Source organism: uncultured Marinobacter sp. (genome assembly GCF_947488835.1).
In the GTDB taxonomy this organism is placed as follows: Bacteria; Pseudomonadota; Gammaproteobacteria; order Pseudomonadales; family Oleiphilaceae; genus Marinobacter.
Genome location: NZ_CANLBK010000004.1, coordinates 326490 through 341397, shown reverse-complemented (window position 1 = coordinate 341397; position 14908 = coordinate 326490). Strand labels below are relative to the sequence as shown.

15 protein-coding genes and 1 pseudogene are annotated in these 14908 nt (G+C 55.5%); 11 read left to right on the top strand and 5 right to left on the bottom strand.

Annotated elements, in window-relative coordinates; all coding sequences use genetic code 11:
• The first annotated feature begins 176 nt into the window (after positions 1-176).
• Genes Q0824_RS15190 through Q0824_RS15180 form a run of 3 tightly spaced genes read left to right on the top strand, consistent with a single transcriptional unit; the run spans position 177 to position 2678 of the window.
• Positions 177-1220, top strand: a complete 1044-nt coding sequence (locus Q0824_RS15190) for a phosphotransferase (RefSeq protein ID WP_298452528.1) — start codon at positions 177-179, stop codon at positions 1218-1220.
• Positions 1217-1924: an N-acetylmuramate alpha-1-phosphate uridylyltransferase MurU gene (gene murU, locus Q0824_RS15185; protein ID WP_298452525.1), complete on the top strand. Its 708-nt coding sequence runs from the start codon at positions 1217-1219 to the stop codon at positions 1922-1924. Before Q0824_RS15190 ends, murU begins: the two co-directional genes overlap by 4 nt.
• A 4-nt stretch (positions 1925-1928) precedes the next feature.
• Complete coding sequence (locus Q0824_RS15180; protein WP_298452522.1) at positions 1929-2678, top strand: molecular chaperone DjlA; 750 nt, start codon at positions 1929-1931, stop codon at positions 2676-2678.
• A gap of 14 nt (positions 2679-2692) precedes the next feature.
• Here Q0824_RS15180 and Q0824_RS15175 read toward each other — a convergent pair whose 3' ends face one another.
• A complete protein-coding gene (locus tag Q0824_RS15175; protein ID WP_298452519.1) occupies positions 2693-3640 on the bottom strand; it encodes a DUF3530 family protein in 948 nt (315 codons plus the stop codon).
• 90 nt (positions 3641-3730) lie between these two features.
• Here Q0824_RS15175 and rpe point away from each other — a divergent pair, with 90 nt between their 5' ends.
• The 4 genes from rpe to Q0824_RS15155 all read left to right on the top strand — a co-directional run bounded on the left by rpe (position 3731) and on the right by Q0824_RS15155 (position 8340).
• Positions 3731-4432: a ribulose-phosphate 3-epimerase gene (gene rpe / locus Q0824_RS15170; protein ID WP_298452517.1), complete on the top strand. Its 702-nt coding sequence runs from the start codon at positions 3731-3733 to the stop codon at positions 4430-4432.
• Positions 4429-5118, top strand: a complete 690-nt coding sequence (locus tag Q0824_RS15165; protein WP_298452513.1) for a phosphoglycolate phosphatase — start codon at positions 4429-4431, stop codon at positions 5116-5118. Before rpe ends, Q0824_RS15165 begins: the two co-directional genes overlap by 4 nt.
• A 247-nt stretch (positions 5119-5365) precedes the next feature.
• Positions 5366-6853, top strand: a complete 1488-nt coding sequence (gene trpE, locus Q0824_RS15160; protein WP_298452510.1) for an anthranilate synthase component I — start codon at positions 5366-5368, stop codon at positions 6851-6853.
• 41 nt (positions 6854-6894) lie between these two features.
• Entirely contained in the window at positions 6895-8340 is a 1446-nt protein-coding gene (locus Q0824_RS15155) for an exonuclease domain-containing protein (protein ID WP_298452508.1), read from the top strand.
• A 230-nt stretch (positions 8341-8570) separates the two neighbouring features.
• On the opposite strand, the pseudogene Q0824_RS15150 reads toward Q0824_RS15155, so the two are convergent.
• From Q0824_RS15150 to Q0824_RS15135, 4 genes and pseudogenes are all read right to left on the bottom strand, one after another.
• A pseudogene (locus tag Q0824_RS15150) lies at positions 8571-8751 on the bottom strand (IS1182 family transposase); the annotation flags it as partial.
• 194 nt (positions 8752-8945) lie between these two features.
• Positions 8946-9944, bottom strand: coding sequence for a hypothetical protein (locus Q0824_RS15145; protein ID WP_298452504.1), 999 nt, complete (start codon positions 9942-9944; stop codon positions 8946-8948).
• Positions 9945-10043: 99 nt separating this feature from the next.
• Positions 10044-10331 (bottom strand): hypothetical protein, encoded by a 288-nt coding sequence (locus Q0824_RS15140; protein WP_298452501.1) that lies wholly within the window; start codon positions 10329-10331, stop codon positions 10044-10046.
• Between the two features lie 397 nt (positions 10332-10728).
• Positions 10729-10977 carry a hypothetical protein gene (locus Q0824_RS15135; protein WP_298452498.1) on the bottom strand — a complete coding sequence of 83 codons (249 nt, stop codon included), beginning with the start codon at positions 10975-10977 and terminating at the stop codon, positions 10729-10731.
• 81 nt (positions 10978-11058) lie between these two features.
• On the opposite strand from Q0824_RS15135, the gene Q0824_RS15130 reads away from it, so the two are divergent.
• The 4 genes from Q0824_RS15130 to Q0824_RS15115 are packed head-to-tail and all read left to right on the top strand — an operon-like array spanning position 11059 to position 14897.
• The gene (locus tag Q0824_RS15130) at positions 11059-11640 is read left to right on the top strand and encodes an aminodeoxychorismate/anthranilate synthase component II (RefSeq protein ID WP_298452495.1); all 582 of its coding nucleotides are present in this window, start codon (positions 11059-11061) and stop codon (positions 11638-11640) included.
• Positions 11641-11654: 14 nt separating this feature from the next.
• On the top strand, positions 11655-12683 hold the full coding sequence (trpD, locus tag Q0824_RS15125; RefSeq protein WP_298452492.1) for an anthranilate phosphoribosyltransferase: 1029 nt from the start codon (positions 11655-11657) through the stop codon (positions 12681-12683).
• Between the two features lie 14 nt (positions 12684-12697).
• Positions 12698-13507 carry an indole-3-glycerol phosphate synthase TrpC gene (gene trpC, locus Q0824_RS15120; RefSeq protein ID WP_298452489.1) on the top strand — a complete coding sequence of 270 codons (810 nt, stop codon included), beginning with the start codon at positions 12698-12700 and terminating at the stop codon, positions 13505-13507.
• A 22-nt stretch (positions 13508-13529) separates the two neighbouring features.
• Positions 13530-14897 (top strand): MATE family efflux transporter, encoded by a 1368-nt coding sequence (locus tag Q0824_RS15115; RefSeq protein WP_298452485.1) that lies wholly within the window; start codon positions 13530-13532, stop codon positions 14895-14897.
• Positions 14898-14908: the final 11 nt, after the last annotated feature.

The following is a 14908-nucleotide window of genomic DNA, read 5'->3' as shown; positions in this document are numbered from 1 at the left end:
CCCGAAGGCTTGTTAACGGAAACGGAGCCGGATAAACGAAACTCCGCTGCAAATCCGGCTTAGCCTCTTTATACTCCTTGCAAAGAAGCCGACAAGAGAGCGCATTTTATCGGCGCAATTCAGGCTAACTGACGCTATGTTTCAATGCACACTTTTCCAGGATAACAGCCCGAGCTATGGATAACCGCCTGCAGACGCTGACCGCCTGGGTCAGCCAGTTCCCCGGCTTTGAGAACGCCGAAGCCCAACCCGTTTCCGGCGACGCCAGTTTCCGGCGCTACTTTCGGGTCTGCAAAACGGATGTAAACGGCAACCAAACCCCATTTATTGTTATGGATTCGCCCCCTGAACTGGAGGACTGCGGGCCTTTCGTTCACATTGGCAGGCACTGGCGACAGTCCGGAATTACAGTTCCCCGGATATTCGAAGCCGACCCGGTGCGCGGTTTTCTTTTGCTGGAGGACTTTGGCGACCGTTTGATGCTGGGCCAGCTAACCCCGGATACCGCAAACTCTCTTTACCAGGGAGCGCTGGACGAGCTTATCCTGATCCAGCAGATTCCCGAACAACCGGACTCCCCTCTGCCAGCCTATGATACAGCACTACTGAATCGTGAAATGGCACTGTTCCGCGACTGGTTGCTGGAAGGCTATCTGGGGCTGGAGCTCGACAACATCGAGAAGTCCATGCTCGACACCACCTTTGCATTACTTCGGGAGAGCGCGCTCGCCCAGCCAGAGGTAACCGTGCACCGGGATTACCACTCCCGGAACCTGCTGGTGCGGGGGCAGAGTAGTCGCCCTGGCGTGATCGATTTTCAGGATGCCGTATCCGGCCCGGTGACTTACGACGCCGTATCGCTGCTCAAAGACTGCTATATCCGCTGGCCGGAGGAGCGTATCTGTGAGTGGCTGGAAAATTTCCGCAAACAGGCCCTTGAAGCAGGCCTGCACCGTGCAGACCAGGACACCTTCCGCCAGTGGTTCGAACTGATGGGCATGCAGCGCCATCTGAAAGCCGCGGGCATATTTGCACGCCTTGCCATGCGCGACGGCAAGACTCGCTATCTGGAGGACATTCCCCGCACTGTCGGCTACCTGCTCACCGCCAGCATGCAGCAACCTGCATTGAGGCATTTCCATGACTGGCTGGCTGCGGTAGCTGTGCCGCGAATTGAAGAGCTGATTGGCCCAGTTCCGGCTCAGGAGCATATTCAGTGAAAGCGATGATACTTGCAGCCGGCAAGGGAGAGCGTATGCGACCACTTACCCTTACGACCCCCAAACCCTTACTCAGCGCTGGCGGCAAGCCGCTCATCGAACATCATCTTGAGCATCTGAACCAAGCCGGTTTCCGGGACGTGATCATCAACCACGCCTGGCTGGGTGAGCAAATTGAATACACCCTGGGCGACGGTGAACGGTTCGGCCTGTGTCTGCATTATTCACGGGAAGGCGAACCCCTGGAAACTGCCGGCGGTATTGTCCGCGCTTTGCCGCTGCTCGAATCTACCGACACCCAGTGGTTTATGGTTATTAACGGCGACATCTGGACCGACTTTGACCTGACCCGGTTGCAGCCGCCAGCATCAGACGAGCAGTCTTCTCTCGACGCAATTCTGGTGATGACAGACAACCCGGTGCATCACCGAAAAGGCGATTTTTGCCTGAACGAGAATGGCCTGCTTTCTGAAGAGTGTGCTGGCAAAGATGGCGAGAAGCTGACCTTTACCGGCATTAGCCTCCTGCACAAAAGGCTGTTTGAGGGGCTGACTGATCAAGCGGGCAAGCTTGGGCCCGTTCTGCGGACAGCCATGGCAGAAAACAGGGTAGCCGGGCTGCACCACATTGGCAGCTGGGTTGATGTCGGAACGCCTGAGCGTTTACGGGCGCTGGATCAGCAACTGGCGGCTCAGGAGCCTTAGCCCGATGGCGACTCATTCAGCGCAACCCGCCCTGCCGCCGCGAATGGAAGCCGAATTTTCCACCCTGCTGCATAAGCTTTCAGCGTCCAGCCACCAGGCACACATCCTGATTGGCCAAACCAACCTGCCCCGCTGGTGTCGGCGCCCTCTGTTTTTTCTTCTGGGTTACATTGCGAAATCGGAGGGGCGGGTTTCGGAGCTGGACATAGAATTTGCAGAAAACCTTATTACAGCGCTAAGGCTGTCAAAGCGCCAAAGACACAAGGCCATCAGCAGCTTTCAGCACGGCAAAGCATCGGAAAGCCTGCCGCCACTTACCGGGCTGACACTCAGGCTCAGCCATCGTGCCTGGCCCACCCCTGCACTGAAGATGGCGATATGCCTGTGCCATGCCGCCCAACTCAAAGGCCGACCAGGCAAACCCCGCCGTTACCGCTGCGAGGATACGATTGACCACATTGGCATGCCGGTCAGCATCAGCGAAGACATTTTCGATAGCTACGCCAGCCGGGTATGGGGTGATATCAGCAATGCGCCGTCCACACCAGTCAACCTCGAACAGGCCTGCACCTTGCTGGGTGTTACAAAGCGAGACCCTGTGGCAACCATCAAACGCGCATACCGGAAAAAGGTGTCCGAGTGCCATCCGGACAAACTGGCGCAACAGCAACTCACCTCCACCGAACGGGCGCTGGCCAAAGAGCGGCTGCTAGCCTACCAACAGGCCTGGGACTTGATTCGGCGTCGCCTCTGATGTCGCAGCATCCGCTATTGCCGTGCATCCGGTATTAACCAGGCGGCTATCCTGCCCGCAAGCGCTTTTCCATCCCGTGGCAAAAATTCCGTGCCGGAACCCACAGCCTGCAGACTAAAACCTTGCACCCCGGCCCTCGCCAAGCTCGCCTTTCGCTCCCCTCCATCACCGGATAAAGATAACTCCAGAATACGCGGCACAGCGGCTTTCTCCAGTGTGGCCGACAGCTGCCCCGCATCGCCTGGGTAAAATTTTGGTCCCACCCAGATCAGCGCAGGGGGCGCCCCCAGCTCTGCAGCGTAGGTCACCACATGATTACTGCCCCGTCCTATACCGACCACAGCTACCAGCTCATATTCACGCGTGGTGAGTTCCGCGGCTCCGGCCGCAAGCTCATCGCGAATACGCTCCCGATAGGCTGCTTCCTGATCTCCTGGGGCTTCCACCGCCATTACGTCAATCGTGGCCGGACTGTCAGCGTCTGGGCTCTGCCCTTCCGGTTTGGCCTCGGGTGCGATCCGGGGGCGCTCCAGTATTTTCTCAAGGGCAGCTGGCGGTGCTTCCAGCCCCAGGCTAAGCACAGCCAGTTTACGATAGGTCAATTCCCGAGCCAGAGCCCCAGCCAGTCCTGACTCCGCATTCTCGCCTTCATCCGCCAGAATGATCACAGCGCCTCGTGCTGGCGTTTCCATCTCGGGCCAGAACAGCGCCAGTGTGCGAGCGCCGTCCTCAAGCTCAAGCCAGAGTGCAGAGTCTGGAAAGCGCTGGCTCAAGCCCCACTCACCCAACCCGGACGAAACAACACCCCGCGCTTCGGTCGCTGCGGATGACGGGGGCTCAGCATCGGCGCCCTGATCCTGCGCAATTGCGGGTGTACTGCCAACTGCCAGCATAACGATCAACAGGCAACCGGAAATGCGCCAGCGATACATGCCTTTACTAATTATTCTGATTCGGCGCACAGTTCCAGCTCCTCTGGCTACGAAAACACGCTCTGGTACTGTTAGACTGTCATTATTATTAATGGCTGCCAATTGTTTGCGAGAACCGTGATGAATCCTTATCTGATTGCCCCATCCATTTTGTCTGCTGATTTTGCCCGTTTAGGCGAAGAGGTGGATAACGTACTGGCCGCAGGCGCAGACGTGGTGCACTTCGACGTTATGGACAACCACTATGTGCCCAACCTGACCATTGGGCCCATGGTATGCGAAGCCCTCCGTAAACACGGTGTTACCGCACCCATCGACGTGCACCTGATGGTGTCGCCGGTGGATGATCTGATCCGCATGTTTATAGACGCCGGTGCCAGCTATATCACCTTCCACCCGGAGGCGTCCCAGCACATTGACCGCTCCCTGCAATTGATTCGAGAGGGTGGCTGCAAAGCAGGTTTGGTGTTCAACCCGGCCACGCCACTGCATCACATGGACCACGTGATGGATAAGCTCGACATGGTACTGATGATGTCGGTCAACCCGGGCTTTGGTGGTCAGAAGTTTATCCCCGGCACCCTCGACAAGCTTCGGGAAGCCCGCAAGCGCATCGACGCCAGTAATTACAACATCCGGCTGGAGATAGATGGCGGCGTAAAAGTCGACAATATCCGTGAAATTGCCGAAGCCGGCGCAGACACCTTTGTTGCAGGCTCTGCTATTTTCAACACGGACGACTACAAAGCCACCATCGACGCCATGCGTCAGGAGCTGGAGCAGGCCCGCACCACGCTGGGGCACCAGGCACAAAACCAATGAGCCTCGCAGGACTGTTTAACGCCCGCTGGCCCGGAGTTGCCCTGTTCGATCTCGACGGCACCCTGGTAGACAGCGCACCAGACCTTGCCGCAGCGGTGGACCGCACCCTTGAGCAGCTTGGGCGCAAGCCCGCCGGGCTTGAACAGGTACGCCAATGGGTGGGCCACGGCTCTCCCATACTGATGCGACGTGCCCTGGCCGGCAAAGCCGACTGGGAGCCTGCGCGCCCTGCAGATGAAGCCCTGTTTGACGATGCTCTGGCGCTATTTTATGCGAACTACCGGGAACTCAATGGCCAACATGCGGCGGTATACCCCGGTGTGAAAGCCTGCCTGGAATCCCTGAGCGAACGCAACTGCCCTATGGCCGTGGTGACCAACAAGCCAGAACAGTTTGTTGGGCCGCTATTAAAGCAGTTGGGGCTGGACCACCACTTCAAGCTGGTGATCGGTGGCGACACGCTGGATACACGGAAGCCAGACCCAGGCCCCCTGCTCCATGCCATGAAAACCTTGAACGGCAGCCGGGGGACCACCGTTATGATTGGCGACTCTGCAGCGGATGTCAGCGCCGCTCAGGCTGCCGGTATTCCCTGTGTTGCTGTCACTTATGGCTATAACTTTGGCCGTTCGGTGCAGACACTGGGTGCAGACGCCGTAGTTGATTCCCTGAGCGAGCTTTTGTAACCTCTCAGCTCTTGGACTTTAATTTTTTTCAATTCGGGAGATTCCTGCCGTGCAGGGACTGAATCTGACTGCCGCGCGAGGCACCCTTACGACCCGCGCAACACGATGGTGGCGATGGCGTACCGGCTGAAAACACTCAGCCCGGCTGATAATGAGCACCTGCTCCTTTGATGCCACCACCCGACAGGCCAAACCTACAATACTGTTTGCCTGCTCGAACGCAGATCAGATCCCAGGAAACCCGACCATGAACTCCGAGCAATTCCTCAAGTTGGCACAAGCCGGCTTCAATCGTATCCCCGTGTATCGTGAAGTACTTGCGGACATGGACACCCCATTAAGCACTTATCTCAAGCTCGCCAGCGGGCCTTACTCCTACCTGTTTGAATCGGTACAGGGCGGCGAGAAATGGGGCCGTTATTCCATCATCGGCCTGCCTTCCCGTGAAGTGCTGAAAGTCTACGACCACCGCATCGAAGTAAGCCAGAACGGCAAAGTGGTGGAACAGGCCGAAGTGGAAGACCCGCTCGCCTTTGTCGACGAATACCAGAAGCGCTTCAACGCGCCAGACCTGCCGGAGCTACCGCGTTTTAATGGCGGATTGGTAGGCTACTTCGGGTACGACACAGTGCGTTACATCGAGAAGCGCCTGCGCCAGAGCTGCCCGCCCGACAAAATTGGCACGCCGGATATTCTGTTGATGGTATCGAACGAAATTGTGGTGTTCGACAACCTGCGCGGCAAACTGCACTTGATCGTACATGTAGACCCGGCGATTGAAGGCGCCTATGCACAGGCTCAGGCCCGCATCGACGAACTGGAAAACCAGCTGCACCGCACCACCGCCAACGCGCCCCGCACGCCAGAGCACCTGCGTGGCAAAGAAGTGGACGAAAGCGATTTTGTTTCCGGCTTCTCGCAAGACAAGTTCGAAGCAGCCGTGGATAAAATCAAAGGCTACGTGCTGGACGGCGACGTGATGCAAACCGTCATTTCCCAGCGCATGTCCATCCCGTTTGAAGCCCCTCCACTGAACCTGTATCGCTCGCTTCGGGTGCTCAATCCGTCGCCGTATATGTACTTCCTCGACCTTGAGGATTTCCACATTGTTGGATCGTCACCGGAGATTCTGGCGCGGGTGGAAGACGAAGAAGTTACCGTACGACCCATTGCGGGCACCCGCAAACGTGGCGCCACCGATGCCGAAGACAAGGCACTGGAAAAAGAGCTGCTGGCCGACCCGAAAGAAATCGCCGAGCATCTGATGCTCATAGACCTGGGCCGCAACGACGCCGGCCGGGTATCCGAAACCGGCACCGTGCGCCTGACCGACAAAATGATCGTGGAGCGTTATTCACACGTGATGCACATTGTCTCTAACGTGACCGGCCGCCTCGACAAAAACACCAGTTGCCTGGACGTACTACGCGCTACCCTGCCCGCAGGCACACTGAGCGGCGCGCCAAAGATTCGGGCCATGGAAATCATTGATGAAATGGAGCCGGTAAAACGTGGCGTGTATGGCGGAGCGGTGGGCTACCTGTCGTTCAACGGCAACATGGATACAGCCATAGCAATCCGCACCGCCGTGATCAAAGACAACACCCTGCACATTCAAGCCGGCGCGGGCATTGTGGCCGATTCGGTTCCCCGCATGGAATGGAAAGAAACCATGAATAAGGGCCGGGCCATCTTCAAGGCGGTTGCCATGACCTACAACGATTACGATCACTAATATCATAAACGGAACACCTGCCGGTCGCGTGGCTTGAGACAATGACAACCAACCATCTCGAACAAACCACGTTTGCGTTTCTCGACATTGAAACCACCGGCGGGAACTCATCCCACGACCGTATTACTGAAATAGGGATCCGCTTCTGGCGCGCGGGTGAGGTTGTGGGCGAGTGGCAAACACTGCTCAATCCAGGCATGCGCATTTCCCCCTTTATCGAGCAACTGACCGGCATTTCCAACGCGATGGTCACCGATGCACCCGCGTTTGAAACCATAGCCGATACTCTCGAAGAGAAGTTGCGCGACACAGTGTTTGTTGCCCACAACGCGCGCTTCGATTATGGATTCATAAAATCGGAGTTCCGCCGGCTCGGGCGGCTTTTTTCAGCGCGGGTTCTGTGCACGGTGAAGCTGTCCCGGCGCCTGTATCCGGAGTTTCGCAGGCACAACATGGACACGCTGATTGAACGCCATGGCTTGGCACAGGTGCAGCGACACAGGGCCATGGGCGATGTTGCAGCCATGCTCGAGTTTTTCACCCACACAAGGGCGGAAAAAGGCGACACTCAAATGGAGGCGGCCATTGCCACCCTGCTGCAAAGGCCGAGCATTCCCTCACACCTGCCACCAGACACCCTGAGTGATTTGCCACGCGGCCCAGGGGTCTATCGATTTTACGGCGAAAACGACGTGCTTCTGTATGTGGGCAAGAGCACCAATATTGCCCAACGAGTGGCTTCGCATTTTTCCGGCGATCACAACACCAGCAAGGGCGTGCGTATTTCCGAAAGCTTGCGCCGGATCGAATACACCGACACCGCCGGCGAACTCGGAGCACTGTTGCTGGAACTTCGACAGATCAAAACCCTCAGCCCGCTTTTCAACCGGCGATCACGCGCAGCGAAAAACCTGGTGAGCATCGAGCTGGCACCGAACAATTCCGGTTACCTGCAGGCGCGGCTGGTGCGGGAAATAGAGCCGCATCGGCTTGCCAGTTATTACGGCCTGTTTCGAAGCAAACGCGATGCCGAGCGAGCCTTAACCGGCATTGCCACAAAAAACGAACTGTGTAACCAACTGCTGGGCCTGGAGCCCGAACGCGAAGGCCCCTGTTTTCAGCGCGCGCTAGGGCGATGCAAAGGGGCCTGCGAAGGAATTGAAGACGTAACCCGTTACAACCTGAGGGCACAGATCGCCTTTCATCAACTGCGTTTACAAACCTGGCCATGGAAAGGGCCGGTCGCTATCGTGGAGAATCGGGATGACGGGGCTCAGCCCGATATTCTGGTGATCTATAACTGGATTCACGTGACCACGGTGCATGACGAACAAGAGCTCTATGATCTCTCCCTGTCTGGCCAGTCGGTCACCTTTGACCTGGACTCCTACAAGCTACTGGTCAAAGCACTACTAGGCAGCTCCAATACCAGCCACGCCCTGATCGAGCTACCGGCCGTAGGAGCGCCGGATGTTCTTATGCCCTGAAATCAGTGGCTTAACCAGTAACTGCTACAAAGCCTGATCCACAGCTTTATTGTTGTTCTTACATCACTTGCGATCAACTGGCGCAAGTTCGTTATTCTTTTTGCAACACTGGGACATTAGCTGCATTTAGCCTTAAACACTGCCGAACTGGTCCTCTGAGGACTGTTCATGGCTGTATCATTCCGCTAATTGTCCGTAATTTGCCGTGCTTCTTCGGACAGTGGTGGCACTGAAGCAACCGCGCCGTTTTGATAAACGTTGTCGGCGATACCCAGTTTTTTTATAGCGCTGCTGAACCGTCTCCAACACGGGCTTTAAGGTGTGGTGTTTCTGAACTTCGCCGAAGACTTGGGCACCGATGATGATCTGGCGTTTCTTGTACACCGTGGCCACGCCGTTATAGCCCTGGATCTGCTCCTGATAATTGATGACGACCATGGCATCCTGGTCGTAGTTGTAGTGCTTGAAGCGAGGCCTTCCGACGGCTCCGTGTCTGTTTGCTCAATCCTATCAAACCGAGGCGCGATTTCGGGGTTTTTCTACAGCCTCAACGCTTGCAGCAGGGGCGCGACGTCAGGAGCGTCCCTTGCCTGCATTTGTTATATTCAATCATTCGTGACCTTCCTCGCGAATTTACGAATAAGGTGCTTATCGTTAACATCAGCAAATAACCGTTTTATTGCCTCATGATCAGGCTCGGAAGATTTCATGAATTTTTTGCCGTAAACGCCATACTGACAATCCTTTTGTTTATTCTCAAGATCTCGTAGTACTAAACGCACTTTCTCACATGCATCAACATATCTGAGCGCAATCCCAGGTAAGTCGCGGGTCTTTATGTTAGATATGATATACCTGTGTATCACGCGATTTCTTAACTTATACAACGAATTCAGCTCTTTGTGGTCATTGTCTTTAATGACATTATATTTAAGAGCATCATCATATATTTTTCGCTCCATCAAGCCTCGTTCATCTTCTGCTTGAAAAAGATATTTTATTGGGACCTCGTCCGTCTGATTCTTCAGTTGAATGGCGATGACTATGCTCAACCTTAGAAATGCATCAATCTGATTGGCGGAAACGGCAATCACTTCGACAAAGGAATCTGATTCTATCGCGTTATCCAGAAGGTCATACGATGCAGCCAACGCTCCTTGGAATCGATCAAACTTTTCCATATCAGAGGCTAGCTTTCGGTCTCCGGGAGGGACAATAACCACAGATTTTAAAATTTTATGAACTAAGCGGAGTTCTTTATTTATCTTTTCATCGTTATCAAGACTTGCATCATGGATATATTTACCGATCAAAGCCTGATCTGCTGAAGCCCCATAAAACATGTGAACACAGAACTCTGAATCATCCATCCTGGAAGGTCGCCATCTAAGCTCGGGCACACCGTTCGGATACTCACCTGCAAGTTTAGGTGCTATTTCCTCTAGTGGATAACAGCTAATCTGAAAGCACCCGTTAGCGTTTTCATAGGGCTGAAAGCTGTATGGGGACTTTTCCTCTTCGCCTTCCACAACAGGGTTGAGGTATTGCCACTCTGTTGGAATTTGAATCAGGAATATCCCGTTGGGCTCTGTCCAATGCTTCATTCAGCATACCTGTGAAAAATCTAACGCCAGCAATAAACGGCGCCCTGACAAGGGCGTCCGGTGGAGGCCCTTCGGGCCGGAACGAATTTGATTGCCTTGTTAACTGGCCTGATAACGAGCACGCAGCTCCGACCAAGCTGAGCCAATCATGATGCTGCTGATTACTGAGAAAAAGACGGTCAAGAGGTTGCCCGCCATTTCGAGCGCTGGAAAATCAAGCATAGCACCGTCCATGCTTGCAGCTATGGCGGCCAGAGATCCATAGAGGAGAAGCCCTACCCCACCGCATAAAAGCTTGAAGGGTTTGGCCTTGAGTAACGAAAACATTATGCCCAGCCCGCCAAGTACCCACACCCCAGCTAAAATAAAAAATATCTCAGCACTCATTTCAAATCATCTTCCTCGACTTCAACTTTTAGCCTTTGGCCGCACAGTTAACAGCTAATTATACGAACGAGTTCTTATATCACGCATTCGTAAAACTCCATTAGAACGCACGCCCAAAAACAAAACCTTCTTCAAATAAAACAGCCACTTGAGGATTTGCCACCACGGCTACCGCCGGATTTATACGCCCTTTATTAGCTACTACCGATTCCACCATGGCCGTATAATTCCACCCTTCCCGTTTCAAATTTCAACCCCTATCAGCTAGTTACCGTATTTTCCCCTGATTAGTTCTGGAGTTTTGCGAATGCGTTCGTATAACTCCGCCTCTCCAAATTCGAACCAGCGCTTCACTCCAGCAACCATATCAAAAGCTTACTAACAGCGACGCCTTTTTTCAGTAAAGCCTGAGAACTGGCTCCCAACCAATACAGTAACCTTCACCAGAGCCAACCAGCATGGTGCGAATTGCCACGCCTTCAACCACTCGCGCGTTCATCATGCCCACCAGCGAACTCAGTGTGCTAAAGCACGGCATTTTCTCTTCAGCCACAGGCTTATTAAAGGCCTCCCAGCCCGCCCGATATTGTACCCAAGGCGGGGGACTGCAATAATCCTCTGCTTGTTTGCGCCAAACCTCAGGCAAGGTGTGCTGTATATCTCCTTTTAAACAGCGCCGCCCGCATGGCGAACACATCCACTGCTAGAACATACGGTCCCGATCGCTATGCTGCTGATGATTGATAACTACGACAGCTTCACCTACAACATTGTCCAGTATTTTGCCGAGCTGGGTACCGACGTTCAGGTGTACCGGAACGATGAGATCACCATTGACGAAATCGAGGCACTGAATCCGGAACGGCTGGTGGTTTCACCCGGCCCCTGCACACCTGACGATGCGGGTATTTCCATGGAAGCGATTCGTCATTTTGCCGGCAAGCTTCCAATTCTGGGCATTTGTCTGGGCCATCAGTCCATAGGGCAGGTATTTGGCGGCGATACAATTCGCGCCGGGCGCGTGATGCATGGCAAGGTGTCCGCGGTTTATCACAAAGACTCGGGCGTTTTCCGGGGTTTGAATAACCCGCTGCAAGCCACCCGTTACCACAGCCTGGTGATTGATCAGAACACCCTGCCGGACTGCCTGGAAGTAACCGCCTGGACTCGCAACAGCGACGGCAGCATGGAAGAGATTATGGGCGTGCGCCATAAAACCCTGGCCGTTGAGGGCGTGCAGTTCCACCCGGAATCCATCATGAGCGAACAGGGCCACGAACTGCTGCGCAACTTCCTGCGAACCCAATAAGAAGGCAACAGCTAATGAACATGAAAGACGCACTGAACCGGGTTGCCGAAAACCTCGACATGTCCCGGGAAGAAATGAAAAGCGTGATGCGCATCGTGATGAACGGCGAAGCCACCGACGCCCAGATCGGCGCTCTGCTCATGGGTTTGCGGATAAAAAGTGAAACCGTCGATGAAATCACCGGCGCTGTGGAAGTCATGCGCGAGCTGGTTTCCGGCGTAACCATCAAAGCCGAGCCACTGGTTGATATCGTGGGCACCGGCGGTGACGGCGCCAACCTGTTCAACGTTTCCTCTGCCTCCGCTTTCGTTGTTGCTGCCGCTGGCGGCTTTGTTGCCAAACATGGCAACCGCGCAGTGTCCTCCAAAAGCGGCAGTGCCGACCTGATTGAACAAGCAGGCATCAACCTGAGCCTTACGCCTGAACAGGTCGCCCGCTGCGTAGAACAAATCGGCGTCGGCTTCATGTTCGCCCCAAGCCATCACGGTGCCATGAAACACGCCGTGGGCCCGCGCAAAGAAATGGGCTGCCGCACTCTGTTCAACATACTGGGCCCCATGACCAACCCGGCGGGCGTTAAACGGCAATTGGTTGGTGTATTCAGCCGAGCCCTCTGCCGCCCCATGGCCGAAGTACTGCACAAGCTGGGCTCTGAACACATTATGGTGGTGGCCTCCAAAGACGGCCTGGATGAAATCAGCCTGGCCAGCGTTACCCATGTGGCAGAACTGAAAGATGGCGAGATCACCGAATACCAGATAACCCCGGAAGACCTCGGCATAAAGAGCCAGACTCTGGTGGGGCTGTCCGTGGATACTGCAGAAGAGTCCCTGAACCTGATCAAAGCCGCCTTCGGCCGAGGCCACGATGAAATGGCCGAAAAAGCCCGCGACATGATCGCCCTGAACGCCGGCGCCGCCATTTATGTAGCCGGCCTGGCTCCGACCGCCAAAATGGGCGTGGAAATGGCTTTGGACGCAATGGGCTCTGGCCTGGCGGCCGGAAAACTCGCGGAACTGGCAGACTTTTCACACTGCTTCTGAGCCAGGAAATTCTAATGAACAAGCAAAACGACAAAACCCCCACCATCCTGCGCAAAATCGTAGAAAGAAAGTGGGAAGAAATCGACTTTCGCAAACGGCAAACGAGCCTGGAAGATCTCACGGCCATGTCCGGCGACCAGCCTGCGACAAGGGGCTTCGCCAACGCCATGCGTCAGAGAGTTGAAGCCGGCACACCAGCCGTCATTGCCGAAATCAAAAAAGCCTCCCCCAGCAAAGGCATACTGCGCGACCCATTTGAGCCCGCCAAAATCGCCGAAAGCTACGAAAAAGGCGGCGCTGCCTGCTTGTCAGTACTTACTGACCACGACTTTTTCCAGGGCCACGAAGACTATCTGATCGCTGCCCGCAATGCCTGCAGCCTGCCCGTCATCCGCAAAGACTTCATGGTCGCGCCTTATCAAGTGTACGAAGCCCGCACCATTGGTGCCGACTGCATCCTCCTCATTGCCGCCTGCCTTACCAAAGACCAGATGCAGGAACTGGAGGGTATCGCCCATGAAATTGGGCTGGATGTGCTGGTCGAAGTGCACAACAGCGAAGAAATGGATGACGCCCTGACCCTCAGTACGCCGTTGGTGGGCATCAACAACCGCAACTTGCACACCTTCGACGTGTCGCTGAACACCACCTTCGATCTGCATCAGCGCATTGGCCCTGACCGTTTGGCCATTACCGAAAGCGGCATTATGACCCGCGCAGACGTGCAGGCCATGACCGAGCGCGGTATTTACGGATTCCTCATTGGCGAGTCGTTCATGCGCGCGCCAGAGCCCGGCGAAAAGCTGCAAGAACTGTTCAGCTGATTCATCGAACCACGGCAACCCCATGACCCACTCCGGCGACCAAGCCAACGATCCGATCCTGGCCGGCCCCTATTGGCCGGCCTTTTTCCGCTATGCCCTACCCTCAGTGGCCGGATTGCTTGCGCTGACCACCGCCAGCATCGTGGATGGCATTTTCATCGGCAACTTTGCCGGTGCTGACGCGCTCGCGGCGCTAAACCTGCAAATTCCCTGGTTTACGTTAATGTTCGGGCTGGCATTGGCGCTGGCCATTGGCGGCACTGTGCGGGCCGGTCGTTATCTGGGTGAAGGGAACCGGGCTGCCGCGTCTGCTATCTTCAGCAAATGTATAACGGTAACTCTGGCGCTGGCTTTAACCGGCGCACTCGTCGGGCTGCTGTTCCACGAACCCATTTATCGATTGCTCGGGGCTTCACCCAACATCTTCTCGCTGATGTCCGAGTACTATCTGGTGATCATCTGGGTGATGGTGCTGCAGCTGGTCACCATGGTGCTGTATTACTTTGTGCGGGTAGACGGTTTTCCAGGGCTGGCCACCACGGCTCTGGTGCTGGGTGCGGCTGCCAACATCGCACTGGATGCGTTGCTGGTGGGATATCTCGATTACGGCCTGCGCGGCGCAGCCATCGCCACCGGCATAGCTCAGGTGCTGCAGCTCTCAGTGTTGGCGCTGTACTTTGCCAAGCCCGCGCGCAAACTGACGTTCCGGTTGCGGCAACAGAACTGGCGCGAAGTGATCAAAGCCTTCGCCAATGGCGTATCAGAGTGGATCAACGAGATGTCGGTCGGGCTGGTGATGTTGTTGATAAACTGGCTGCTGATGAGTTCGCAGGGGCTGGCCGGTGTAGCCGCGTTCACCGTGGTGAATTACCTGATATTCCTCAGCTTGATGATGTTTTACGGCATTTCAGACGCCATGCACGTGTTGATCAGCCACAATCTGGGGGCCGGCAACGCCGAGCGCATCCGCCGGTTCATGGGCTGCGGTGCCACGGTAATTATAACTCTGGCCCTGGCACTGGTGGGCACTATCTGGCTATTCGGCAATGATGTCGTTCGCCTGTTCCTCGACACCGCCGCAGACCCTGCCACGGCGCAGCTGGCCGATCAGTACCTGGTCATCCTCTGGCCGCTGTTCCTGGTGAACGGCATCAATGTATTGCTATCAGTGTATCTCACCGCCACCCACCAACCCCTGCCCTCCGCGGTGGTGGCCTTCTCCCGTAGCCTGGTTCTACCGGCTTTGTTACTGGTGGGCATCGCCCGCTTTGCGCCAGACTGGCCGCTGCTGTTGGCGCTGCCGATGGCGGAATGGCTGACCTTTGGCCTGGCGTTGGCGCTGTTTGTTCGTTTTCGACCTCAACGTTTGATCATGTCACCCACGGCCTGATACCAAATGTA